The sequence below is a fragment of the Gilliamella sp. WF3-4 genome (assembly GCF_001690275.1).
Lineage (GTDB): Bacteria > Pseudomonadota > Gammaproteobacteria > Enterobacterales > Orbaceae > Gilliamella > Gilliamella apicola_C.
Window position 1 is genome coordinate 21,583 of the sequence record NZ_LZGW01000050.1, and the last position, 25,807, is coordinate 47,389.

A 25,807-nucleotide genomic window follows, 5' to 3' on the forward strand; every position below is an offset into this window, starting at 1 on the left:
TATTTTAGTTAGTTACTAATTATTGCGATTAATAATAAAACCAGCAAGGTCATGCAAAGGTTGCGTATTATAAGGTATTTGCTTAAGACTATCGATAGCTTGTTGATAAAGTTGTTGAGTTAGCTTTATCGCATTATCCAGTCCAATTAATGCTGGATATGTGCTTTTTTCATGAATGAGATCTGAACCTTTTGGTTTACCCATTATTGATTGTTCGCCAATGACATCTAAAATGTCATCTTGAATTTGAAATGCCAGACCAATTGATTCGGCGTAGTTATCAAGCATTAGTTGATAAGGCTGCGCTATTTCGCCACTAGCAAATGCGCCCAAACGGATCGCTGTTTTGATTAAAGCACCTGTTTTATAGCAATGAATATTTTGCAAATGTTCCACACTAATTGACTGATGTGTAGCTAGCAAATCCAACGATTGACCTAGGCACATGCCAGTAGCGCCACTAGCATGTGCAAGTTCGGTTATCATATTAATCTTGGCATTTGAATCAAGGCGTTCACTTTTTGCTAATAATAAAAAGGCAAAACTTTGTAAGGCATCACCAGCAAGTATAGCCTGAGCTTCACCGAATTGGATATGGCAGGTTGGTTTGCCTCGGCGTAAATCGTCATTATCCATTGCCGGCAGATCATCATGAATCAATGAATAAGTATGAATAGACTCAATAGCAGCAGCAGCTTCATCTAATTTAGAAAGAGGGCAATTGAACAATTGACCTGTTAAGTAGACTAAAATTGGTCGAATTCGTTTACCTCCAGCCAGTAAGCTATAACTCATTGCTTGTTGGAGTTTTGAACTTTCAATTTGCGCAATGCATGTAGCTAAAAACGAATCAATTCGTTCTTGTAACGGTTTTAAACTATTCATTATCATCATTTGTAAATTCTGACAGTTCGGCATCACTATTTTCAGATAATAAAATATCAATGCGTTGTTCCGCTTTCTGTAACTGCTTTTGACCTGCTTTTGCTAATTTTATTCCTTTTTCGAACTCATTTAGAGCCTCATCTAAAGGCAGTTCGCCGTTTTCTAGTTGATTTACAATGGTTTCAAGTTGTTTAAGTGTTTCCTCGAAACTTAATTCTTTATCTTGTTTTTTTGCCATATTCAATTCCTCGTTACGTTCGATGAGTATACACTTATTTCAAATAATCGTGAATCTAGGTTTTGTTTATTTATCATGTCACAAGTATTGTTAAAGCCTGTTAGGTTTCAATTTCATCTTTGTTATTCGATTCCTCTATTGCCAGTGAAGCAATATCTGAGTTTATCGGTTTTTTTACTTCGATACCCATTTCACGAAACCGTTCTATTTGTCCAATTACATTACCACGACCCTTCGATAATTTGTTCATAGAATTTTGATAGGTATGTTGAGCTTTATCTAAACAGTTACCTAAGTTTTCCATATCTTCAACAAAACCGCGCATTTTGTCGTACAATTTGCTTGCCCTATCGGCAATAAGTTCAGCATTACGGTTCTGGTACTCAAATCGCCATAAATTATGAATAGTCCTTAATGCAACTAGCAAAGTGGTTGGGCTGACTATCATAATATTATTTTTCATAGCATCATTGATTAATGTAGGATCGTTGTCTATAGCGCTAAGAAATGCAGGTTCCACAGGTATAAACATCAAAATATAATCTAATGAATTAATACCAATCAGTTTATGATAATCTTTTTGACTAAGTTGTTTTAAGTGATTACGAACAGAGGCTAAATGTTCGTTCATCGCTTTTGTTTTCACTGTTTCATCATCACTATTGAAATGGCGCTCATAGGCAACTAAAGTTACTTTTGAATCGATGACTACATCTCCCCCTTGTGGTAAGTGAACAATGACATCGGGTTGTAATCGTTGATTGCTTTCGTTTGTTAAGTTGACTTGAGTTTCATATTCATAACCTGATCGTAATCCAGAATTATCTAGAATTTGGCTTAGGATAAATTCGCCCCAGTTCCCTTGGGTTTTATTATTGCCTTTTAGTGCATTAGTTAGGTTATTTGCCTCTTTGCTCATTTGCTCATTAAGCTGTTGTAAATTACGAATTTCATGCGTTAATGTGTGACGCTCTTTTGCTTCTTGACCAAAACTATCTTGCACTTGCTTTTTGAAACCTTCTAGTTGCTCTTTGAGTGGCGAAAGTAAAAAATCAAGACTTTGTTTATTTTGTTGTTCAATTTTTTTACCGCTGTGTTCAAAAATACGGTTGGCTAAATTTTCAAATTGAGTCGTAAGTCGTTGTTCACTATGTTCTAGTATACTTTGACGTTCTTGTGTTGCTCTTAACGTTTCTTCTAAACGTGTTTTGAGTTCACTAATTTTAACGTTTTGCGCTAGATTTTGTTGTCGATAGTCATCTAACTGGTGTTCCAGTTGTTTTGTTTGGGTTATTAATGATCGATTCTCTTCATTTTTCTGGGTTAGTTGCAACGCAAATAGTTGATGTAAATTATTAATTAATAATTTAGATTTTATTAAAATCACAAGTAAAATTAAGGCGACTATGCCAATAATTATGGCGAGCCATTCGGTTAATCCCAAAGCATTGAACATAATTAAGCCCTTTCAAAAGTAAATGACATGACTTCATTTAAGTTATTGCCATCTAGCGCGATCATAATTAAACGGTCTAACCCTACAGCAACACCAGCACAGTCAGGTAGCCCTGCTTCCATTGCGGCAAGGAGTTCAATGTCAATATTTTGTGTAGGTAGATTTAGCTTGGTACGATCTAAATTATTTTGTTCAAAACGCATTCGTTGTTCTTGTGGGTTTGTAAGTTCTTTAAAGCCGTTAGCAAGTTCAACACCTTTGTAGTAGAACTCAAAACGACTCGCTACGCGATGATCTTCTGTGCTGATAGCAGCTAATGCTGCTTGTGATGCTGGGAAGTGATACACTGCAATAGGTTTATCTTGACCAATATAAGGTTCAATACCAAAAGTGAACAAGCATTGTAGTAATCCATCTTTATCATAACTTTCGGCATTAATGCCAATATCCAACTGGTTTGCCGCATTGATTAATGTTGTATGATCAGCTTCTAATGGATCAATATTCAAATGGCGTTGAAATACTTTTTGGTAAGAAATACGCTCAGCAGATTCACAATCCAAAATAGTTTGCAGTAAATCATCGACTTCGTTGATCATTTGCATCATGTCAAATTGGATGCGATACCATTCAAGCATGGTAAATTCTGGGTTATGGTAACGACTGACTTCTTCATGATTACGAAAGCACTTACACATTTGGTAAATAGGGCCACTACCTGCAGCAAGTAAACGCTTCATGTGATATTCAGGGCTGGTAATTAATGACATCTTTTGCCCTTGCTGTTCATTAAATTCACCGGGTTTTAAAAAAGTAGAATGAAAAGAGCTTAAATGCACATCGGTAACTGCATATTGGCTTAAGGTTGGTGTTTCAACTTCTAAAATACAACGATCAGCAAAAAATTGACGTATTTGAGAAATAATTTTTGCACGTTTAAGTAAATTATTAATAGATGCGGAAGGTTGCCAAGTCATAAAAATATCCATGGATTTGATTAGTTACTAAAAAGAAGAAAAATAGGGCATAGGCCCTATTTTTTATTGTTGGCGTTCATTTTGCCACAAAGCAAATAAGTTGTCGTATTTTTCTTGCTGTTGCCAAATATGGTGATGTAATGCAGAAAGAATAATTGGATCTTCTAAAATTGCTAACTGTTGTTCTTTATTGATTTTTTCTAAATCAGTTTGCAGATATTGTTCAATAAGCTCAATACGTTTTTGCTGATTTTTAGTATTAGGTAAATGTCGAGAAGTGGATAATGCACAAGCAAGTGCGTTATAGATAGGATCGACTAATGCTATAATAAAGCCATGCTCAACAAATGCCGCTTCGGTTTTAACTAAATATTCTCCAGTGAGTGTGACAGCTCTTGCTGGATGTGTTTCTTCTGGTGTTAAGAATAATCCCATTTTCTTTGCTTTCATACCAATGCTTGAAAGCCCAGATACTCTAATCACTAAAGGAGAAATGGTTAAAGGTATCAATATGGCTATATACCAATAAGTAAATTGTGGGTTTAACCAGATAATCACAGCTAACCATACAATACCTAATAATGATAATGGCCAACAAAAATAAAATGATTCCCCCCACGTTAGCGCATCATCACTTCGGGACGGAGATTTCCATTGGATTTTACTGCCCATCCAAGCTTTAAGTACAAATTTACTATGGAAGATCATCCGTATTGGAGCTAAGATCATTGACCAAATCATTTCAACAAATATCGATAGAGTTAATTTAATAATACCACCAACATCTTTTGCTCTCGTTCTCGCTATTATAATGCCATAGCTGAAGAATTTAGGTGCAAACAATAAAACCATCGTGGTTGAAAGTAGTTGAATAGCCAATTGCTCATCCCACCTTGGCCAAGTTGGGTAAAATTGGTTAGGTTGGAAGAAATATTGAGGTTCGGAAATATTAAACACTAATAATAATAAGGTTGAGAATATTAAAAACACCAACCACAATAATGACGAAATATAGGCCATGCCACTGGTTGCAAACATTATGCGGTGTGTCAATTTAATCCCACTTTTGAAGATTAATCTTAAATTAATCAAGTTTCCCATACACCAGCGATTGTCTCGTTTTAGATCTTCTATCATATTACCTGGTAGTTCTTCGTAACTACCATTCATATTATAAGCGATCCAAACGCCATAGCCAGCACGGCGCATAAGGGAGGCTTCAACCAAATCATGCGATAAAATATGAATTGGTTCTTTCCGTTTTGGGAGCGGTGATAGTATGCAATGCTCAATAAATGGTTTTAAGCGAATCATTGCATTGTGTCCCCAATACTGTGCTTCGCTTAATTGCCAAAAGTGTGTACCAGAGCAAAAAATATCGCTGTAAATTTGGTTGGCAAATTGTTGAATACGACCGTAAAGGGTGGTCATTCTTACCGATTTTGGTGGAGATTGTAAAATACCTGCTTTAGGTGTCATTTCCATCATGGCAATCATTTTCAAAATACAATCGCCAGTCATGATACTATCAGCATCAAGGATCATCATGTATTCGTACTGATGCCCCCAACGACGGCAAAAATCATCAATATTACCACTTTTACGTTTCACTCTACGTTTTCGGTGACGATAAAAGATATTACAGCCATTGTTTTGTTTCGTTGCATTAAATTCAGCCCAAGCTTTTAGCTCGTTAACATACAAATCTGGATCATTAGTGTCGCTTAATATATAAAAATCACAACAAGCTGCGTGACCTGTTTCAGCTAAAGACTGATAAGTAGCTTGTAAACCAGCAAAAACCCGAGCAACATCTTCATTACAAATGGGCATGACTAATGCGGTTCGATGCTTGCTATCAATATGCGCTGCTGGATCTGTGGGAATTTGGATAGTATAACGATCTTTACCCATTACGGCTAAAATTAATCCCATAATACTGGTCCAAAATCCAATAGAGATCCAGCAAAATAAAATCGCAAATAAGATAATAATCGCGCCTTGAATAATATAAGGTATTATGCTGTAAACAGCTAATTCAGGATTGATATCCCAATTAGCCATGAAATTGATTTTTTGCCAGCTTTGATAAGGCAATAACGATGATAGATAAGTGGTTCCGTAGTATGTTTGTACTGCAATGAGGGCAAACATAATAAAACGGCGAATTAAGGCAAGGATATTAGTACCATGCTTTGCTTTGCTAGTAAAGCGTTGGTTCCAGATCTGGGGTTGAATCGAAACGCGATCCACTTCAGGATAACTTGGTTGTTGTTGCCGCTCATCAATAAAAGAACGAGTATCGCCAACTTGGTTTAAACGATATTTTAAAAACTCGACATCGTCAGGTGGAATCGCATTATCTTCAAATTTCTGACGCCAAACTTTAGCGCCAGAAAGATTTGCAAAGTAATCTTTTTTCATATTTTTATCTTATTATAATAATTATTGTGCGGGGTATTGCCCACTCCACGTTTCAGAAATCACTTCATTGGTTGCTTGCGAAGCAAGTTGTATACGAATATCTGTTGCTTTTTTATTATCTTCAATGTTGAATCGAACAATGACTCGCCAACCTTTAATTATTGGATTGTATTGCACGTCACAACTTACAATAGCACCATTATTAATGCTTGAAATCACTTTAACTGGATCTTTTTCTGATAATTCAGGGCCTGCGAAATCAATTACGTATGCATTAGAGCCATCAAGTTTACGAATTAAATTAGCTTGTTTTATATCGCCTAGCGATAAGCGTGTACTAATTGCTTGTGCAACATTATTGGGATAACGCTGTTTTTCGTTTAAGGTATAATGTAATCGATATTTAGTATCAAGCACATCACCAGCTTGGTATTGTTTTTCTGGCACCCAAAATGCAACGATATTGTCGTTAGTCTCATCAGCTGTTGGGATTTCAACTAATTCAACACGACCTTTTTGCCAGTTGTTTAGTATTTCTACCCAAACACTTGGTCGTTGTTCATAGTGATCATCAAGATCTTGATAATCATCAAAACCTTTATCACGCTGAATTAACCCAAATGCTTTCGGGTTTTCTAAACTATAAGATGAAAACGATAAACGTTTAGGGTTATTTAATGGACGCCATATCCACTCATTATTGCTAGCTAAGATCGAAAGGCCATTAGAATCATGCATTGCAGGGCGGTAATTTAGCAATGGTGATGGATAATTAGGGCCAAATAAGAACATGCTAGTCAATGGTGCAATACCTAATTTTTTTACTGAATTGCGGAAAAATACTCTTGCTTGTACGGTGATCGTCGTATCAATACTTGGTACAAGCGTAATTTTATAAGCACCAGTTACACTAGGCGAATCGAGTAATGCATAGATAACCAAGTGTTTTTGATTAGGTTCAGGTCTTTCAATCCAATATTCTTTAAAACGCGGAAACTCCTCCCCAGACATTTCACCAGTGTCAATGGCAAGACCTCTAGCTGAAAGACCATAATGTTGATCTTTTCCTACGGCACGAAAATAGCTGCCACCAAGAGCCGAAAAAATTTCATCATCAGTTTTTGTTGGATTATTAATTGGATAATGGACTTTAAAACCAGCAAACCCAAGATCTTTACTGCTTAGTTTATCGAGATTGATTGGGCTTAAATCAAAATAATTTGGATCATATTCGATTGGGTTGACTTTATTATCGACAATTTCATTGATTTTTATTGGAACATCAAAGTACATCCCTTCATGATAAAACTCAAGTTTGAAACGATTTTTTCGATCGCCCCAATAGGCTTTTTGATGATTGAATAGGATTTTTTGATAATCAGCAAATTGTAAAGATGCTAATTCATTTGGAATATTTTTAGATGGTTGAACATAAGCCTTTTTGGAGAGTTTTTCTGCTTTTTCAGCTACATCATCAAATGAGAAAGCCCACGAAGAAAAACTAATGCAAGAAACGCAAGCCATGCAAAGCACCTTGCTAATTAGCTTTTTACTAAAAGGGGTATTGGGTAATAAGTTGTACATACAGACTCGCATTATTATCTAAAAATATTGAAGTAATTGATAATATTTTTTTGGGGATCACTCAAGCATTTTTCAACATAATCTACTTTGATCTCTTGAAGAATGCTAGGATTTTCATCGATCAGGAAGTGAGAATAGTTATCTTTGGCAATCTTTGTTTGTAAGGATAAGATATCTTGTTCAGACATTTTGAATTGTGGCTGAAAGTATTGCTTTATTTTAGTGGTATCTTTGGTATAAATTGCAGTAACAAAATCAGCCGAATACTGGCAATAATTTTTAATATTGTTTTCAGTTGCTTTTATTTTGCTTAATTCAATATTATGTTCAGCTTGATTTTCTTCAACTACTTTTTTAAGTTGCCTATCATATTTTAACTTATAATTTTCGTTCAGATAAAAACTTAATACACAAGATGATGGGATATTGTCACTTTTACAATTTAAAATGCCACGTTTAATAACATAGTTGTCGAAATTTTTATCGCCAATAATTTGGATCAATTGAGTTTTAGCATCAACGACATAAGGGTCATTAGCTTCTGTTTGCTGTTTTAATAAAGATAGTTGCTCTGTCTTTGAAATTGCCTCGCTATTTTTTGTAGGCAAATTTTCTTTTGCACAGCCTGCGGCAAGAATAGAAATAATGGTGCATATAAGGATTTTACTTACTTTCATTTATCAAATTCCATGAGCATATTTTTAGTTATTTCGGTTAATTTCAATTCGGTTAATTTCAAAGGGAGTAACAGTATTACTCATTTAGTTGCATTTTTATAACAAAAATCGCTTATAACAATTATTAATATAGCCGGAAATTATATACTCTTATTTTTTTAAATAATACCAGTAGATTAAATTAAATTTATAAAAAGCCTACATTAGATATAATTACTTCTTCCTAATGTTTGCATATTTTTTTATTATCGACGGTAAATTCAGATTTATGAGCAACAGAAGGCTTAAATTTACCCTTCGCTTTTAGAAAAGCAATAAGTTGCTCGGCATTCATGTTAGATTTAGAGCAGGTGTGAAATACGGCGTTTTCACCAAACTTATTTTTGATAGCATTAAATAAGGAAGATTCTGTGTAATTGTTTCCTTCCATCATACGCAATACTTCATGTCCGTGAATTGACATTAAAACCTCCTCTGCAAATTTTTGTTTATTTAAAGCATAATATTCGCTATTTAGAATGGCGAAAGATAGCAAATATTATGAGTAAAAAAAAGTGGTTAAATATTAAAAATATTGTCAATTTTATTTATTGCTTCCCCCTGATTTATATCAGGGGGGTAACTAATACAAATGAGGGAAAACATTCAATCGAGAATAATCTTGTTTTACTCTTTATTATTAGCCAATTTTACAATAATTGATTGATTTTCACTTTTAACTTGGTGAATTACAACTGAAATAATATCAGCAAGTTTGTAGCAAACTTTATTTTCGATTTTGATTATTCCTTCATCGGGTAGGGCGGTGATTTCTTCCTTGACTGAATGAATCATTGAAAGCGGTACAAATGCAAAAGCGCCTATATCACATAAACGAACTCGAGCTCCACCACGATTGATATCAATAATTTCAGCTGTGTAACTTTCACCGATTTTATCTGATAAGTATTGAGCATAAAGGTTTTCAGCCATATCACGCTCAGCAAAGCGTAACATCTTTCGCCTTTCATTCATGGTTTTTAGTTGTTCTTTATCTGGTGGAATTAGCTCTTGTAAGCGAATATATGCTTTGATTAGCCGATGGTTGATCATGTCGCCATATTTACGTATTGGGGATGTCCATGTTGCATAAGCATCAAATCCTAAACCAAAATGAGGCTTTGGCTCAATTGAAAAATCTGCAGGGCTTTGAAACTTGCGAAGCCTTGTGGCTAAAAATGGGATATTGTCGATCATCCGACGTAACTTTACGTAGCCATCAAAAGATAATAGAGATTCTTTATCAAATTCAGTAATCCCGTTATCGTTGAGAAAATTTAGCACTTGTTCGATATATTTATTATCAAACCCCGCATGAATATTAAAAATTCCAAAGCCAATTTTATTTTGTAATTGTAATGTTAAAGCTTGATTTGCCAGAATCATGACTTCCTCAACAATATGATTGGCAATTCGACGAGTTTCTTTAATGATTGATTTAACTTGGCGGTTTTCATTTAGATCAAAACGATAATCGCCATTATCTTTAAAAACGAGTGCATGAGTTTGTCGCCATATTATGCGAATATTAGCTAAGTCAGCTAACCAGCTAAGTTGCTGCTTAATACTAGGGTTGTTAGTTGCTAATTCATTACTATTTTCTAGAAAATCGGAAACATTACGATAAGTTAGTTTAGCTTTCGATGCAACCCAAGCCGGCATAAAAGTGATGTCATCGGTAATCATATTGCCTGCTTGGTCAATATTTATTTTACATATCATAGCAGGTCGTTTTTGATTTGCTTTTAATGAACATAGCTCATTAGCAAGCTCTTTGGGTAGCATGGGAATATTAAAATCTGGCAAATAAGTTGTAAAATTCCTAATTTTTGCAATATTATCCAATGCGCTATCTTGTAATATATAAGCGGTGGGGTCGGCAATAGCAACCATAAGTTGATAATGGCCATGTTCATTTTTAGAAACCGTAATTGCATCATCCATATCTTCGGTATCTTCGCTATCAATAGTGAAAAAATTAACATCAGTTAAATCTTGACGATTATTAAGCTCTGCATCGTTAATTTCTAATACTTCGGTGTGTGGAGGGACCGTTTCTAAATCATAACGAGCTAATGTTTTTAGCCAAAGTTGGTAAGGAGAATTACTGTCAGCAACAAAACGAGTAATTTCAGCAAAAAAATGGTTACTTTTTTCTTGTAACGGGTGAGAAGTGAGCATTGCAACAACCCAATCATCTTCTTTTAGCTTTTCGCTAACTTGATTGTGTACTTTACAACGAATGGCAAAATTAGCGGGCATATTTTCAGGATAAATAACCATTGCACGATCTTGAAAACCTATTTTGCCAATAAATTTTTGTAATGCACTCTCGATTAGACATTCAGGTTCAAAAGTTTCTTTACCGTTATTACTGATTACAGCCCCAGAAACCTTATCGCCATTACAAACCTTTTTCATTTTAGCAACAGGGATGAAATAGCTTTTTTTATTATCTACATCTAAAAAACCAAATCCTTTTTCATGTGCTCGAACAATGCCTTCAACGCGTGGGGTTTGTTCATGAAGCTCTTGCTTTAATTGTGCCAGTAGAGGGTTATTTTGAAACATATGCCTTAACACTATTTAAAAAATTTGGGTTAAATTCTATCATAGTTATGCAAGTTTTGGTTATTGAATTAATCGGTAATAGCGCTGAAAATAGACGTATAATAATGCCACTTAAAATAATGGATTAAATTAGTCTATGAAATTAAATTACAAATTACAGGGTGATGGGCAGCCGATAGTGTTTTTGCATGGCGTTTTTGGCAGTTTAGATAATTTGAATATGCTAGCAAAAGATTTTGTGCAACATTATCAAACAATTCAAGTTGATTTACGTAATCATGGAAATTCACCTTGGTCTGATCAGATAAGTTATCAAGCTATGGCTGAAGATGTTGCCGAGCTTTGTCATGATTTACGCTTAAATGATGTGATATTAATTGGTCACTCTATGGGCGGCAAAGTTGCTTTGCAACTGTCACAAGTGATATCAGATACTATCCAAAAAATTGTTGCCATTGATATTGCGCCGATAAAGTATCACCGCTCAGCTAATGCTACTATTTTGAGAGTATTAGTTTATTGTCTCAAAAATCATGTTACCGATAAAAAACAGATCATGAATTTAATGGAACAAGCAGGTATTAACATGCCAACCATACTTTTTTTATTAAAATCTTTTAAAAATGAAAAATGGTCATTTAATATTCAAGCAATTAATGATCAGTATGGTCATATTTGTGATTGGCAAACAATACCACCTTGGTTAAAACCCACGCTATTTATTCGTGGTGGCAATTCTTCTTACATTATTGATGAATTTTACCCAGCCATTTTTTCGCAATTTCCAGATTCAAAAATTGAGTTGATTGAAGGTGCAGGTCACAATGTTCATGCTGAAAAAACACAGCAAGTACTGAAAATTTTACATAGCTGGTTAGGGAATTAAATGGCATGAAGTCTATAAATATTAAGGTGAATTACAAAAAAGGCGTTGCTGTTGGATGGTTTGCTTATTGGATGTTTTAATCGTTATAACAACCATGTTACATTGAGCATTATATATTTGAGTGTTGATGTGATATTGCCAACCAGAAGGGATTATTTGGCTGATAGTATAAGGATAGCTATCGAGTAGCTGAAAAGCAATTTTATTAGCACGTAAGTTGTTGGCAAAATAGCGATGTTTGCTGAACAATGTTTGTTGATAATTGATAAAGCCAAGCATGATCATTGAAAATAGTAATGTTGCTATCATTACTTCAATTAGACTAAAGCCAGTTATATTTTTATTATTCACAATAAATAGCCTTTTTTTCTGGGCAATAATCGAGCCAATGTCCTTTTTCCACAATCAATCGGTTATTGTCAAAATGTGCAAGTGCATACAAAAAAAAGTCATCGGCCTCGCCTCTTATTAATACATAATCATCTATTTTTAATAAAGATTGTTTTATGCATGCTTTTAAGTGATAAGTTGGTTCAGTCATACATTGCCAATTGGCTTTAGGTGGTTGCCAATTTTGGCTTATTGCCCAAGTTAAAGATGAACTGGAATGATTAAATTTTTGATAGTATTTAATTTCTATCAAGATTGTTTTTTGCCATGAGGTTATAAGTAAATTAAAACCAATTAATAATCCCAATCCTACAGTCATTAACATTATCATCATTAAAATAGTGCTAAATCCAGATGATGGAGAATTTTTTTTAAAATAGGTTTTCATTTTTGATAATTTCAGTTACATAGTATTTAATCTGTTTGTTTTTTCTTAATTCAGCATTGATTGATAAACTAATAGCATTTGGTAATTGCCTTATTGCAAAGTGGGTTATTTTGATTTCATTTGAATCGAATAAATTTTCCCATTTACTTCCAAAACAATCTAACGATCCTGTTCTATAGGCTATGTTGTTTTCTTTATAGCGATAAGTAAAGACATCTGACTTTGTTGGGTTGGCTCTGTTCCAAACCCAAGAATTTCGAATTTCGCTATCATATCGAAGGATAATACATTTTGCCCGTTCCTTAATTTCAATAGCTTTATCTGTCATTTTTTTTGGATCATTAGCAATAAAACCCGCTCTTTTTATATCTTTTTTCAAACCAGCTAACCCAAAATCGATGGCTTGTTGTAAGCGAATCTTTTGATAATATTGCATGATGTTTGTTTGCAATTTGACGTAAAAAGCAGTCATACCAATAACTATTAAACTTGATAGTACCAAACCAATGAGCATTTCTAGCAAGGAATATCCAGATACTTTTAACATGGTGGTAAACTAGCTATATAACTGTTTTCCGCACAAAATCGAATGCGCCCAAATAAAGAAACAAAAATTCTACTGGCCCCTATTTTATTTTTTAATTGAAAAGACATGGTTTGTGCCATGTTGCGACGCCCTAGAATAAAAGCACTTTTATTGTTTGATAACTCACTAATTTGAACAGAATTATTGGGCTTGATAAAATAAAGTATGCCTTCACTGCATGCAGGTGGTTTGTCAGCCTTGGTAATTGAGATACACCAAGGTGATGAAAATTGATGAATAATATAGTTTTCATTTTTACTTGATGCTTTTATTTGTGCTTCGTATATAAAATAGGCCAATTGCTTAGTTGTAGATGCTAATTCATTTTGCAATTGTTGCTCTTTCCAATGCTCAATACCGATAGAGGCTAAAATAGCACTGATACAAACAGTTATTAACAATTCTAATAATGAGAATCCCAAATCATGCATAGTATGTCTTTTGTAAATATTGTGAGAGTTCGAGCATATATTTGAATAAAATAACTAGTTATTTAAAGATCTGAATTTGTGAGCCACTATCCAAATAAATTACGATTTTTAATAAAAAAGGTTGAATAAGGTTTTATCAAGAATACTAGCGATATTATTGGCTTTATTTATAGTAGAGTTTTAGTTTTTTACGCAAATGGTAATTATAAAAAATGATAGAGAATGTGCTGAATTTAGTGATCTGCTTAAACCACTTAAAAAGCAAAGCGGATTATATTATACTGTTCATCCATTTATTATTTGCTAACGGACTTAAACGTTAAAGGAAACGAGAGATGCAACAATTACAAACTATTATTGAAGCAGCATTTGAACGTCGTGCTGAAATAACACCATCTAATGTAGATGTAGTAACACGCGATGCAATTAACCAATGCATCCATTTATTAGATAGCGGTAAGATGCGTGTGGCCGAAAAGATTGATGGAGATTGGGTTACTCACCAATGGTTAAAAAAAGCAGTTTTGCTCTCTTTCCGAATCAATGAAAACCAACTGATTGATGGTGGTCCGACTAACTATTATGACAAAGTTCCATTAAAATTTGCTGAGTATGACGAAGCAAGATTCCAACAAGAAGGGTTCCGTGTTGTTCCGTCCGCAATTGCACGTAAAGGGGCATATGTTGCGCGTAATACTGTATTAATGCCTTCTTATGTTAATATCGGCGCATACGTTGATGAAGGTACAATGGTTGATACATGGGTAACTGTTGGCTCATGTGCGCAAATTGGTAAAAATGTTCATTTATCAGGTGGAGTCGGTATTGGTGGTGTTTTAGAGCCATTACAAGCTAATCCAACGATCATTGAAGACAATTGCTTTATTGGTGCTCGTAGTGAAATCGTGGAAGGTGTGATTGTCGAAGAAGGCAGTGTCATTTCAATGGGCGTATTTATTGGTCAAAGCACTAAAATTTACGATAGAGCAACCGGTGAAGTACATTATGGGCGAGTACCAGCAGGTTCTGTCGTTGTTTCTGGTAACTTACCAACCAAAGATGGCAAGTATAGCCTTTATTGTGCGGTTATTGTGAAAAAAGTAGATGCTAAAACTTTAGGTAAAGTGGGCATTAATGAGTTACTTCGTACTATTGATTAATTTACGTTTACATGTTTAAGTCGCCTAAATTATTAGGCGACAATGATTTTATTTACAATTAGTGGTTTAATTGAGAATCCTAACCATTAGAAGAGGAGAATTTATGCCTTCTTTTGATATTGTGTCAGAAATCCAAATGCCAGAAGTTAAAAATGGGGTTGAAAATGCGACCCGAGAGTTAACGACCCGTTGGGATTTTAAAAATGTTGAAGCATCGTTTGAATTAAATGAAAAAAATGAAACGATCAAAGTTACAAGCCAATCAGATTTCCAAGTACAACAATTACTTGATATTTTACGCGACAAATTAGCTAAGCGCGGTATTGATGGCGGATCGCTTGAAATTCCTGAAGAAATGGAGCATAGCGGCAAACTCTATAGCGTTACAGTTAAACTAAAACAGGGTATCGATAAAGAATTAGCTAAAAAGCTTGTAAAAGCAATTAAAGATAGCAAAATTAAAGTACAAGCTCAAGTTCAAGGCGAACAGATTCGCGTTACTGGTAAATCGCGCGATGATTTACAAGCTACTATGGCGTTAGTTAAAAATGGCGAATTTGGTCAACCCTTTCAGTTTACTAATTTTAGAGACTAACCTTTTATGGAATTCATATTGTCGGCAAATGTCGACAATATTGTCTTTTAAACATTACAATTTATTTTGTAAAAAAATTTCTAGGAAAATCTATATTTGAGCATGGAATTATTAGGTAATCACAGAAACGGTTTCTTAAACACTAATGTAAGTAGCGTAAAGAACAAGATTTTTTTTTATGAATACGTTATGCTATCTACTTGTCTACCCTCTTAATTATAACAATATTTATTATGATGAAAAAATTAGCTCTATTTTTACTTCCTCTTCTCTTTTCTGGATATCTGTCTGCACAAGAGCTCAATAGCGAAGCAAAGAAAGTTTTTATTGATAATTTATTATCGAAAATGACGATTCAAGAAAAAGCAGGCCAATTACGTTTGATTAGTGTTGGGGGCGATTTAACTTTAGATAAAGTGCTTGATAACATTGAAGTGGGTGAAGTTGGTGGTATTTTTAATACCATTGTCGAGCCAGATCTGTCGCAAATGCAAGAACGAGCTTTAAAATCTCCGAATAAAATCCCGCTATTTTTTGGATTTGATGTCATTCATGGGCACCGAACCATATTCCCTATTAATTTAGGTATTGCATCAAGTTGGGATCGTAGTGTAATGGCTAAAGTGGCAGAAATATCTGCTGAAGAAGCCACAGCCGATGGATTGAACATCACTTGGGCTCCAATGATCGATATTACTCGCGATCCAAGATGGGGGCGTGTGTCAGAAGGTTTTGGCGAAGATCCTTATTTAACATCCGAAGCGGGACGTATTTTTGTTGAGAGAATGCAAAAACAGTCGCTTGCTGATAAAAAATCGCTTGCAACGGCTGTAAAACATTTTGCGCTTTATGGTGCAGTTGAAGGTGGGCGTGAATATAACAGTACAGATATGAGTGAACGAAAAATGTTCCAAGAATATCTTGTCCCTTATAAAGCAGCAATTGATGCTGGTAGCCGTGCAGTCATGGTTTCTCTGGTCAGTGTTAATGGTATTCCTGCAACAGCTAACCATTGGTTATTGACCGAAGTGTTGCGCAATCAATGGCATTTTGATGGTGTTGTGGTTAGTGATCATGGCGCTATTCGGGAGCTAATTAACCATGGTGTGGCTAGCGATGCGAAAGATGCGGTTCGCGTTGCGATTAAAGCTGGCATTGATATGAGTATGAATGATGAATATTTCTTACAATTTTTGCCTGAATTAGTGAAAGAAGGGGCTATTACCGAAGATCAATTAAATCAAGCTTGCCGCCGAGTTCTTGAGCTTAAATATGATATGGGGCTATTTAGTGATCCTAATCGCTATTTAGATCCAAAATTAGATATCGAGACAATGTTTTCAAATAACCGCCTACATCGTGAAGAAGCGCGAGATGTGGCTCGTCGTAGCATTGTGCTATTAAAAAATGAGAATAAGATCTTACCGCTAGCCAGAAATAAGAAAATTGCGGTAATAGGTCCATTGGCTAATTCAAAACGAGATATTTTAGGTAGTTGGTCGGGTGCTGGGCGTACTAATTTGGCGGTAACACCATTAGAAGGCATCAAAAACACAGTTAAGAACCCAAAATCAGTTAGCTACGCATTTGGTGCTAATCTTTCTGATGATGTAAATTTATATCGTTTTTTAAATTTATATGGAGAAAACACTAAATTTGATGATAGGCCAGCGGATAAAATCATTGCCGAAGCTGTTAATATAGCGAAGAAATCTGATGTTGTTATTGCCTTTGTTGGCGAAGCCGAAGGCATGGCTCATGAATCATCAAGTCGAACAGATCTATCTTTACAAGCAAGCCAAAAACGATTGCTCAAAGCATTAAAAGAAACTGGAAAACCATTGGTTATTGTATTAATGAATGGCCGCCCATTAACATTAACTGAAGAATATGCTCAAGCTGATGCAATGCTTGAAACTTGGTTTTTAGGAACTGAGGGGGGTAATGCTATTGCTGATGTATTATTTGGTCAGTATAACCCTTCTGGTAAGCTGCCGATGTCCTTTCCTAATAATGTAGGGCAGATACCTGTTTATTACAGCCATTTAAATACTGGCCGTCCACGTGGAACCGAAAATATGGGGAAATATACAACTTCGTATTTTGATAGCCCAAACGAGCCATTATTTCCATTTGGTTTTGGTTTAAGTTATACCGACTTTGCGATGGATTTTTCTTTATCTAGCCCTGAAATGGACAAAGAGGGTGAAATTGTTGTTACAGTCAATGTTGAAAATATTGGCGATAAGGAAGGTATGCAAACAGTTCAACTCTACTTGCAAGATGTTACAGCCTCAGTTAGTCGCCCTGTTAAAGAGTTGATGGGTTTTGAAAATATCACCTTAAAACCACATGAAAAAGGTAAAGTAAAATTTACTATTAAATATGATATGTTAAAATTCTGGAATGACAAAATGCAATACGTTGCAGAGCCAGGTAAATTTAATGTGTTTATTGGTAGTGACTCTACAACACAAAATAAGCAAACTTTCACTTTGCTTGATAAATAAATTTTTAATTTTTCGTCGACATCTGTCGACGTTTTTATTTCTGTGGTCAGTATGGTGTTTGAATTCGATCTTGTCCTACACTTCTGCAACAAATTGTGTTTTTGGTGATTGCTTATTCAATCAGTAAAACACCAATTATTATCCCTCTTATGCAAGTGGCTGTTCATTTGTTTTATAAATTAGTCTGTTACTGCATTTTTTCGTTGTTTGGTATTATGAGTAGCTATTTTGGCTTACATATTTAGGAGAAATTACCGCTGAGGTTTGTATACCGTCTACAATTTTGATTGGATTGATTAGCGGATTATTGCATTATTTCTGATGAAAAAGGACAAGCTGATTTTATCAATAATCCTAACCTAATATCAGGGTAACTACCATTCTAGCTATCTGGTTGTTAATTTGTACCACTTGGGCACTAGTATTGAGACTATTCAATTCGGATCCTCAACTAGAAAGATTCTTTTATTTAGCGGAGGAATATAATTGCCGTATTGTAGAAGATAGAAGTTTGACAGCACAACAAAACGATAATATGCATCATATATTAATCATTTTCGTTGTGTACGATATTATCTTCTTTGGTGTTAAAACCGTGCTGAAAGTACGCAATAATAAGCAAAGGACTGCTAAAGAAATCGCTTATGTACCAATTCCAAAAGGTGGCATTAAAATGTCAATGTCACACTAAGTATTGGTAGGATGCTATTCATGATAGCATCCTAGTTTAACCGCCCTCAAAATAGGACAGCAAAAAATAGAAAATCCTTTATGATAAAACTAAAAATCCCATAAACCTTTTTTAGAATATCTTTTTGTAAAAGATATTCTCAAGTTGATATTGTTTTAAATTTGCAAATAATTTATTACATAAAATTCAAATTACACCTAGCGTAAATAAGGAGAGTAACTGTAGAATGGCTAACTACAAGGAGAATTACTATGCAAAATGATATTACTTTTTACCAACGCTTTAAGTCTGATATTTTGGCTGGTTTAAAAATTATTACTATTCGCGATAGGAGTGAATCACACTTTAAAGTTGGTGATGAGCTACGTGTTGGTACTTTTGAAACTAATGAATACTTTTGTACCATAAAAATAGTGAGTGTTACACCAATCACTATTGAACAATTAACTGAAGAACATGCAAAACAAGAGAATATGACATTGAGTGATTTAAAAAAGGTGATTTTAGATATTTACCCAGATGAAAGACATTTTTTTGTAATTCGTTTTTCTCTTTTATGATCATAAAAAAATACGCGTTTGAACGCGTATTTTTATTTTTGATAAAAACAATCTAATGTCATGATCTATTTAAGGGTTGCACATATAAAGTTAAACCATCAACAGAAATAACCTCAACATACTGGCCCGCGTTAAGATCTTGATTACACTTGGCTGGCCAAGTCCCATCTTTGATTTTTACTCTTCCCGAACCATTAATAATAGGGACAGTGACAATAGTTTTTATACCAATTAAATCTTGTTGAGGCTGATTGATTTCACTTTTGCTAGATTTATCTTGTCCATTTCTTCGAAGCCAAAACCACCAAAGATAAGCAGATATAACCGTCAGAATTGCAAATAAGATCCATAAAGTTGACCAAGAAAGTGATAATGCCCAAGCCATTAAACCAACAATTATGGCTGCACACCCAGCCCAAAGCCCATACCCACTTGTGCCAATTAATTCAGCAATCAGTAAAATACCGCCTAAAGCGATAAACACCCAATGAGGTGAATTATAGAAAACCATAAAAAAATCAGTCATTACGCTACCTTCAAAATCGATTAAGTTAAAAAACTCAAACATATAATCCATGGCTTTTATCAAAAAGTTTTAGGAAATATTGTGTTTAAGTATAAAGTTCGATTTCTATTTCGTATTTTTAAGCAATTCAGCAATACCACCAATACTGCCCATTAAACTTGACGCATCAAGAGGCACCATAATAACTTTACTGTTATCAGCTGAACCAATTTGTTGTAGCGCTTCAGTATATTTTTGTGCAACAAAGTAGTTAATGGCATTTATATTACCTGCTGCAATGGCATCTGATACCATTTGAGTTGCTCTAGCTTCAGCTTCGGCAGCACGTTCACGCGCTTCGGCTTGTAAAAAGGCTGATTGTTTTTCACCTTCAGCTTTTAAAATTTCAGATTGTTTTTCACCTTCTGAGCGTAAAATCGCTGCTTGACGAATACCTTCCGCTTCAAGAATTTCCGCACGTTTATTACGTTCAGCCTTCATTTGTGCGTTCATTGCCGCAATGAGTTCTGCCGGTGGGCGAACATCTCGAATTTCGATACGTGTGATTTTTATTCCCCAAGGACTTGTTGCATCATCAACAATATTTAGTAACTTAGAATTAATGTGATCACGTTGGGATAACATTTCATCTAATTCCATACTACCTAAAACGGTACGAATATTGGTCATCATTAAATTAATCACAGCACGTTCTAATTGATTAACTTGATATGCTGCCCTTGCTGCTTCTTGCACTTGAATAAAACACACAGCATCAATTTGTACATTGGCGTTATCTTTCGATATCACTTCTTGTGATGGAATATCAAGAACTTGTTCCATCATATTAATTTTACGACCAACACCATCCATAAAAGGGATAATGATGTTTAAACCTGGTTCAAGTGTATGTGTATATTTACCAAAACGCTCAATAGTATATTGATAACCTTGGGGAACAATAGTAATGCCTTTCAAAACGGTGATTAAAGCAAGTAAAACAATAATAAAGATGGCGATATAAAATACTGGCATAGTTTAATTTCCTTATATTTATAATTAAATATGACTAGTTATTCTAAGCATTATTTTATTATTTGACTAGTTATAATTGATTTTTATAATGAAATTTATGATTGTTCGAATTTGTTAATACCTATAATTCATGCGTTGATAAGTTACAAAATGTTAAATCTCAAAATTTACCATGGAATAAGCAAAGTAATTTAGAACAAGAAATTAAAGAAGGCTATCCTTGAGTCAAGTGTGAGACGCTTATGTTAAAAAAGACATGGGATATTATCGTTTTGATCAAAAAATTGAAGAATAATTGAATCTTTATTTTTATCGCGTTTATTACATTATGAAGTGATAAGTTTTTATATGTTATTATTTACTTGACATTGAATCAATGAACTAGTTTAATAGTACAAAATTTACTTTAAACAGATAATATAATGAAACGTCAATATTTCTTTACTCACTTTTGTCAAGTCGCTAGCTTTGGTTGGTGGTGCATTACTTTTTGTGGGTAATGTAGTGAAGTATTGTCTTAATTTACAAAACCCGCACTAGGCGGGTTTTTTCGTTTTAAGCAAAGAAAAAATCGATATGAATTAAAATTAAACATAAATAGAGAGACAACAATGAACAAGCACGTACTAACGCAGATCACCAAAACGATTGATTATTATCAAAATCCTTCCCAAGTGTTTTATCAATTATGTGATAGTAGACCTGCAACATTGTTGCTTGAATCTGCTGAAATAGATAATAAGCAAGGAATTAAAAGTGTCATGATTGTTGATAGTGCCTTACGTATTTCGGCAATTAACAATGAAGTAACTGTTAAGGCTTTGACTACAAATGGCGAAAAATTATTACCTTTATTACAAAAGAACTTTTTAGATAAGTTAGATAATATCCAACTGAATGAACAAACGCTTAAATTGGTATTTCCTACTATCAACAATATGCAAGATGAAGATTCAAGATTAAAGTCATTATCCGTCTTTGATGTATTAAGAACCTTATTAACTATTGTAGATAATACCGAACAATATGGGCAAGATGCAATTTTTTTTGGCGGTCTATTTTGTTATGATCTTGTCGCTAGTTTTGAACAGCTTCCCATTTTGCCGAGTGAGCAACGTTGCCAAGATTTCTGTTTTTATTTAGCTGAAACACTATTAGAAATAAATCATCAAGATCATGTGTCAATTTTAAAATCAACAGCCTTTACGTCTGATGCACTAGAAATTGAACGGTTGACATTAAGATTAGCTGACCTACAAGCAACGTTAAATCAACCAATGAAGCCCATTTATACAAAATCGTTTGCTAATATTAATGTGACTTGTAATAAAAGTGATGATGATTTCAACACGATGGTGAAAAAGATGCAAGATGCGATTCAGCAGGGGGAAATCTTTCAAGCTGTACCTTCACGGCGTTTTTCACTACCTTGTCCTGAGCCGTTATCTGCTTATCAGGTATTAAAAATCCATAACCCAAGCCCTTACATGTTTTATATGCAAGATCAAGATTTTGTCTTATTTGGTGCATCACCAGAAAGCGCACTTAAATATACTAAAGCAACAAATCAAGTTGAAATCTATCCGATTGCTGGTACACGCCCACGAGGATTAACCATAAACGGCGAAATTGATCACGATTTAGATAGCCGTTTAGAGCTTGAAATGCGCACTGATAAAAAAGAGCTTGCAGAACACTTAATGCTAGTGGATTTAGCACGTAATGATTTAGCTCGCATTTGCCAGCCAGGCACGCGTTATACCAAAGACTTATTAAAAGTAGATCGTTATTCATTTGTGATGCATTTAGTTTCACGGGTAGTTGGTCAGTTACGTAATGATTTAGATGCACTTTATGCTTACCAAGCGACTATGAATATGGGGACATTAACTGGTGCGCCAAAAGTGCGTGCTATGCAATTAATTGCTGAATCAGAAAAAGTTAAACGGGGTAGCTACGGTGGGGCGGTTGGTTATTTTACTGCTCATGGCGATCTTGATACCTGTATTGTGATTCGTAGCGCTTATGTCGAAGATGGTATTGCGACAGTTCAAGCAGGTAGTGGTGTGGTATTAGATTCCGAACCTCAGTTAGAATCCGATGAATCGCGCAACAAAGCGCGAGCAGTAATTCAAGCTATCATGGCAGCACATAATGTAGAGGGTGTATTGTAATGGCTAATATTTTATTTATTGATAATATTGATTCGTTTACTTATAACTTAGTTGATCAATTGCGAAATAGCCAACATTGTGTGACTATTTATCGTAATACCATTCCTGCTGATGTCATTATTGAAAAATTATCACACATGCAACATCCTATTTTAATGTTATCTCCTGGACCTGGTACGCCGAGCGAAGCAGGTTGTATGCCTGAATTGCTTAAACGATTAAAAGGTAAATTGCCTATTATTGGGATTTGTCTTGGGCACCAAGCTATTGTTGAATCTTATGGGGGAACAATTGTTCCTGCAGGCGATATCTTACATGGCAAGGCTTCACAAATTGAGCATGATGAGCGAGCCATGTTTACAGGATTACCAAACCCACTACCTGTTGCGCGTTATCACTCTTTAAAAGGTGAAAATATCCCAAAAAATCTGACTATTAATGCGATTTTCAATAATATTGTCATGGCGGTGCGTAATGATGAAGATCGGGTTTGTGGTTTTCAGTTTCATCCTGAATCGATTTTAACTATTCAAGGGGAAAAATTACTAGAACAAACTATTGAGTGGGCGCTTAATTCATCAGAGACAAAAGGAAAGTTACAACAAGAAGCTATAGTTGATAAGCAAGAGTACAATATTCAACCTGTGCTAAATAAATTATATTTAGGGCAATTGCTCACACAAGAAGAAAGTAAAATATTATTCAATTTAATTATTCAAGGTAAGATTGAACCAACAGTATTAGCCACCGCAATTATTAGTATGAAAGTGCGCGGTGAAACACCTGATGAAATTGCCGGTGCAGCGCAGGCTTTGCTTGAAAATGCAGATGTTTTTGATGTGCCAGATTATGATTTTACCGACATTGTTGGTACTGGTGGTGATGGTACTAATAGTATTAATATCTCAACGGCAAGTGCTTTTGTGGCAGCTGCATTAGGTTATAAAGTGGCTAAGCATGGTAATCGTGGTGTATCAAGCAAATCAGGCTCTTCAGATGTGCTTTCCGCTTTGGGTATTAAATTAAATATGTCTGCACAAGCATCTCGGCAGGCATTAGACGATCTTGGCGTATGCTTCTTGTTTGCTCAGCAATATCATTCAGGTTTTCGTCATGCAGCGTCAGTTCGTCAGCAGTTAAAAACTCGGACTATTTTTAATGTGTTAGGGCCGTTGATTAATCCATCTCGTCCAAAACGGATTTTATTAGGCGTATACCATCCAGATTTGATTAAACCGATTGCTGAAACATTAAAAATGCTTAACTACCAACATGCATATGTGGTGCATGGTGCGGGTATGGACGAAGTTGCTATTCATGGTGAAACTCAAGTGGCCGAAGTTAAGGATGGTCAAATTGGCTATTTTACGCTGACTCCAGATGATTTTGGATTGCCGACATTTACCTTAAAAGATATTGAAGGTGGGACACCTGAGCAGAATCGTGATATGTTAATTGCTATTTTACAAGGTCATGGTAAACCCGCACATGAATCGGCAATTGCCGCTAATGTCGCGATGTTAATGAGTTTGTTTGGCGATTCAGATTTAAAACAAAATGCTCAGCGAGCAATCGAAATGATACATAGCGGTAAAGCTTATTTGCTATTACAACAATTAGCCGCAAGATAACAAGTGGAGAATAACATGACAATTTCAGCTTTAGCAAAAGATGTTGAAATGGCAACAGTATTAAAAAAGATCATCAAAGATAAACAGATATGGCTCGTTAAACAACAAGCTATAAAACCACTTGATACATTTAAATCAATGGTAATGCCAAGTGATCGTGATTTTTATCAGGCACTAAGCCAACGCAAAAACGTGTTTATTTTAGAGTGTAAAAAAGCATCACCATCAAAGGGATTGATTCGAAATGATTTTGATCCAATCCATATCGCTAGAGTGTATAAAAATTATGCTTCGGCAATATCGGTACTGACTGACGAAAAATATTTCCAAGGTAGCTTTGAATTTTTGCCGTTAGTCCGTAATCAAGTCGCACAGCCAGTGCTTTGTAAGGACTTTATTATCGACGAATACCAAATCTATTTAGCGCGTTATTATCAAGCCGATGCGATATTATTAATGCTATCGGTATTGACTGATGATGAATATCAGCATTTAAGCCATATTGCTCATCAACTTAACATGGGGATATTAACTGAAGCTAGTACTGAAGATGAAGTCGAGCGTGCAATTCAACTTGGTGCTAAAGTAATCGGCATTAATAATCGTAATTTAAGGGATCTGACGGTTGATCTAAATCGGGTAAAAGTGTTATCTAAATCCATTCCTGATAATCGCATAATTATTAGTGAATCGGGCATTTATACTCACAATCAGGTTAAAGAGCTCAGTACTTACGCTAATGGCTTTTTAATCGGCAGTGCATTGATGTCTGAACCTAATTTAGAACTAGCAATTCGTAAAGTGACGCTAGGTGAAAATAAAGTCTGTGGCTTAACCCGTGCCGAAGATGCTGTAAGTGCTTATCAAGCGGGCGCAGTCTATGGCGGTTTGATTTTTGTTCCAAATTCTGCTCGTTATATACAACCAGTTAAAGCTCGAACAGTGATTGCAGGAGCACCACTTAATTGGGTAGGTGTCTTTCAAAATGAAGAAATCGAAATTGTGTGCCAAATAGCAAAACAACTATCTCTATATGCAGTTCAACTGCATGGCGATGAAGATGACAATTATATACAAAAATTACGTCACCAATTACCAAAAGATTGCCAAATATGGAAAGCATTGAGTATTGGTGATGTTATGCCCAAATATAGTAATTCATTAGTTTCTCGCTACGTATTTGATAATGGAGCTGGTGGTACGGGCAAACATTTTGATTGGTCTATACTTACTGATCATAATTTAAGTAATGTCATCCTAGCTGGTGGCATTAACCCACAAAATATAAAATCAGCTATAGCAACGGGTGTCATTGGTGTTGATCTTAACTCAGGCGTTGAAGCTTTGCCCGGAATAAAAGATAAACAGAAAATACAAGCTGCATTTGAACAAATTTAATTTTTTATTTAAAAGG

The 25,807-nt window shown here is 34.9% G+C and carries 24 protein-coding genes and 1 pseudogene; 10 read left to right on the forward strand and 15 right to left on the reverse strand.

What is annotated here, in order from left to right:
• Window positions 1-15 precede the first annotated feature (15 nt).
• The 9 genes from ispA to A9G47_RS10960 all read right to left on the reverse strand — a co-directional run bounded on the left by ispA (window position 16) and on the right by A9G47_RS10960 (window position 10,851).
• Complete coding sequence (gene ispA / locus A9G47_RS10920) at window positions 16-894, reverse strand: (2E,6E)-farnesyl diphosphate synthase (RefSeq protein WP_065566744.1); 879 nt, start codon at window positions 892-894, stop codon at window positions 16-18.
• Entirely contained in the window at window positions 878-1,123 is a 246-nt protein-coding gene (gene xseB, locus A9G47_RS10925; protein WP_065566743.1) for an exodeoxyribonuclease VII small subunit, read from the reverse strand. Before xseB ends, ispA begins: the two co-directional genes overlap by 17 nt.
• Before the next feature lie 100 nt (window positions 1,124-1,223).
• Window positions 1,224-2,579: a DNA recombination protein RmuC gene (rmuC, locus tag A9G47_RS10930; RefSeq protein WP_065642877.1), complete on the reverse strand. Its 1,356-nt coding sequence runs from the start codon at window positions 2,577-2,579 to the stop codon at window positions 1,224-1,226.
• A gap of 2 nt (window positions 2,580-2,581) precedes the next feature.
• Window positions 2,582-3,556, reverse strand: coding sequence for an elongation factor P--(R)-beta-lysine ligase (gene epmA, locus A9G47_RS10935; protein WP_218057372.1), 975 nt, complete (start codon window positions 3,554-3,556; stop codon window positions 2,582-2,584).
• 63 nt (window positions 3,557-3,619) lie between these two features.
• Window positions 3,620-5,980: a glucans biosynthesis glucosyltransferase MdoH gene (gene mdoH / locus A9G47_RS10940; protein ID WP_065642878.1), complete on the reverse strand. Its 2,361-nt coding sequence runs from the start codon at window positions 5,978-5,980 to the stop codon at window positions 3,620-3,622.
• Between the two features lie 21 nt (window positions 5,981-6,001).
• Window positions 6,002-7,504 carry a glucan biosynthesis protein G gene (locus A9G47_RS10945; protein ID WP_065642879.1) on the reverse strand — a complete coding sequence of 501 codons (1,503 nt, stop codon included), beginning with the start codon at window positions 7,502-7,504 and terminating at the stop codon, window positions 6,002-6,004.
• 74 nt (window positions 7,505-7,578) lie between these two features.
• Entirely contained in the window at window positions 7,579-8,241 is a 663-nt protein-coding gene (locus A9G47_RS10950) for a hypothetical protein (protein ID WP_065642880.1), read from the reverse strand.
• A gap of 223 nt (window positions 8,242-8,464) precedes the next feature.
• Window positions 8,465-8,704 carry a YecH family metal-binding protein gene (locus tag A9G47_RS10955; protein WP_065566738.1) on the reverse strand — a complete coding sequence of 80 codons (240 nt, stop codon included), beginning with the start codon at window positions 8,702-8,704 and terminating at the stop codon, window positions 8,465-8,467.
• A 203-nt stretch (window positions 8,705-8,907) separates the two neighbouring features.
• A complete protein-coding gene (locus tag A9G47_RS10960; protein WP_065642881.1) occupies window positions 8,908-10,851 on the reverse strand; it encodes an exoribonuclease II in 1,944 nt (647 codons plus the stop codon).
• Between the two features lie 136 nt (window positions 10,852-10,987).
• Between A9G47_RS10960 and A9G47_RS10965 the strand changes: the two genes are divergently transcribed.
• On the forward strand, window positions 10,988-11,737 hold the full coding sequence (locus tag A9G47_RS10965) for an alpha/beta fold hydrolase (protein ID WP_065566736.1): 750 nt from the start codon (window positions 10,988-10,990) through the stop codon (window positions 11,735-11,737).
• Between the two features lie 21 nt (window positions 11,738-11,758).
• Here the strand turns inward: A9G47_RS10965 and A9G47_RS10970 are convergent, their stop codons facing one another.
• From A9G47_RS10970 to A9G47_RS10985, 4 genes are read right to left on the reverse strand one after another with little or no spacing between them, the layout of a single operon-like run.
• Complete coding sequence (locus A9G47_RS10970) at window positions 11,759-12,088, reverse strand: prepilin-type N-terminal cleavage/methylation domain-containing protein (protein ID WP_065580630.1); 330 nt, start codon at window positions 12,086-12,088, stop codon at window positions 11,759-11,761.
• The gene (locus A9G47_RS10975) at window positions 12,081-12,461 is read right to left on the reverse strand and encodes a DUF2509 family protein (protein ID WP_176700703.1); all 381 of its coding nucleotides are present in this window, start codon (window positions 12,459-12,461) and stop codon (window positions 12,081-12,083) included. The genes A9G47_RS10970 and A9G47_RS10975 overlap by 8 nt, the downstream gene beginning before the upstream one ends.
• A gap of 37 nt (window positions 12,462-12,498) precedes the next feature.
• Window positions 12,499-13,062 carry a prepilin peptidase-dependent protein gene (locus tag A9G47_RS10980; protein WP_065566733.1) on the reverse strand — a complete coding sequence of 188 codons (564 nt, stop codon included), beginning with the start codon at window positions 13,060-13,062 and terminating at the stop codon, window positions 12,499-12,501.
• Window positions 13,056-13,532, reverse strand: a complete 477-nt coding sequence (locus A9G47_RS10985) for a prepilin-type N-terminal cleavage/methylation domain-containing protein (protein WP_065642883.1) — start codon at window positions 13,530-13,532, stop codon at window positions 13,056-13,058. Before A9G47_RS10985 ends, A9G47_RS10980 begins: the two co-directional genes overlap by 7 nt.
• A gap of 335 nt (window positions 13,533-13,867) precedes the next feature.
• Between A9G47_RS10985 and dapD the strand changes: the two genes are divergently transcribed.
• The 6 genes and pseudogenes from dapD (at window position 13,868) to yqfB (ending at window position 19,048) form a co-directional block, all read left to right on the forward strand.
• Complete coding sequence (gene dapD, locus A9G47_RS10990; RefSeq protein WP_065566731.1) at window positions 13,868-14,692, forward strand: 2,3,4,5-tetrahydropyridine-2,6-dicarboxylate N-succinyltransferase; 825 nt, start codon at window positions 13,868-13,870, stop codon at window positions 14,690-14,692.
• 103 nt (window positions 14,693-14,795) lie between these two features.
• Window positions 14,796-15,287: a YajQ family cyclic di-GMP-binding protein gene (locus A9G47_RS10995; RefSeq protein WP_065642884.1), complete on the forward strand. Its 492-nt coding sequence runs from the start codon at window positions 14,796-14,798 to the stop codon at window positions 15,285-15,287.
• Between the two features lie 233 nt (window positions 15,288-15,520).
• Window positions 15,521-17,797: a beta-glucosidase BglX gene (gene bglX, locus A9G47_RS11000; RefSeq protein ID WP_065642885.1), complete on the forward strand. Its 2,277-nt coding sequence runs from the start codon at window positions 15,521-15,523 to the stop codon at window positions 17,795-17,797.
• 62 nt (window positions 17,798-17,859) lie between these two features.
• A pseudogene (locus A9G47_RS15050) lies at window positions 17,860-18,039 on the forward strand (hypothetical protein); the annotation flags it as partial.
• A 269-nt stretch (window positions 18,040-18,308) separates the two neighbouring features.
• Window positions 18,309-18,488, forward strand: a complete 180-nt coding sequence (locus A9G47_RS14020; protein WP_141674850.1) for a hypothetical protein — start codon at window positions 18,309-18,311, stop codon at window positions 18,486-18,488.
• Between the two features lie 251 nt (window positions 18,489-18,739).
• Window positions 18,740-19,048, forward strand: coding sequence for a N(4)-acetylcytidine aminohydrolase (yqfB, locus tag A9G47_RS11010; RefSeq protein WP_065588098.1), 309 nt, complete (start codon window positions 18,740-18,742; stop codon window positions 19,046-19,048).
• A gap of 58 nt (window positions 19,049-19,106) precedes the next feature.
• On the opposite strand, the gene A9G47_RS11015 is transcribed toward yqfB, so the two are convergent.
• On the reverse strand, window positions 19,107-19,574 hold the full coding sequence (locus A9G47_RS11015; RefSeq protein WP_218057469.1) for an NfeD family protein: 468 nt from the start codon (window positions 19,572-19,574) through the stop codon (window positions 19,107-19,109).
• Between the two features lie 105 nt (window positions 19,575-19,679).
• A complete protein-coding gene (locus tag A9G47_RS11020) occupies window positions 19,680-20,588 on the reverse strand; it encodes an SPFH domain-containing protein (RefSeq protein WP_065566726.1) in 909 nt (302 codons plus the stop codon).
• A 611-nt stretch (window positions 20,589-21,199) separates the two neighbouring features.
• Between A9G47_RS11020 and A9G47_RS11025 the strand changes: the two genes are divergently transcribed.
• From A9G47_RS11025 to trpCF, 3 genes are read left to right on the forward strand one after another with little or no spacing between them, the layout of a single operon-like run.
• Window positions 21,200-22,762, forward strand: a complete 1,563-nt coding sequence (locus tag A9G47_RS11025) for an anthranilate synthase component 1 (RefSeq protein WP_065642886.1) — start codon at window positions 21,200-21,202, stop codon at window positions 22,760-22,762.
• Complete coding sequence (gene trpD / locus A9G47_RS11030) at window positions 22,762-24,393, forward strand: bifunctional anthranilate synthase glutamate amidotransferase component TrpG/anthranilate phosphoribosyltransferase TrpD (protein WP_065642887.1); 1,632 nt, start codon at window positions 22,762-22,764, stop codon at window positions 24,391-24,393. Before A9G47_RS11025 ends, trpD begins: the two co-directional genes overlap by 1 nt.
• Before the next feature lie 15 nt (window positions 24,394-24,408).
• Window positions 24,409-25,791, forward strand: coding sequence for a bifunctional indole-3-glycerol-phosphate synthase TrpC/phosphoribosylanthranilate isomerase TrpF (gene trpCF, locus A9G47_RS11035; protein ID WP_065642888.1), 1,383 nt, complete (start codon window positions 24,409-24,411; stop codon window positions 25,789-25,791).
• The last annotated feature ends 16 nt before the right edge of the window (window positions 25,792-25,807 follow it).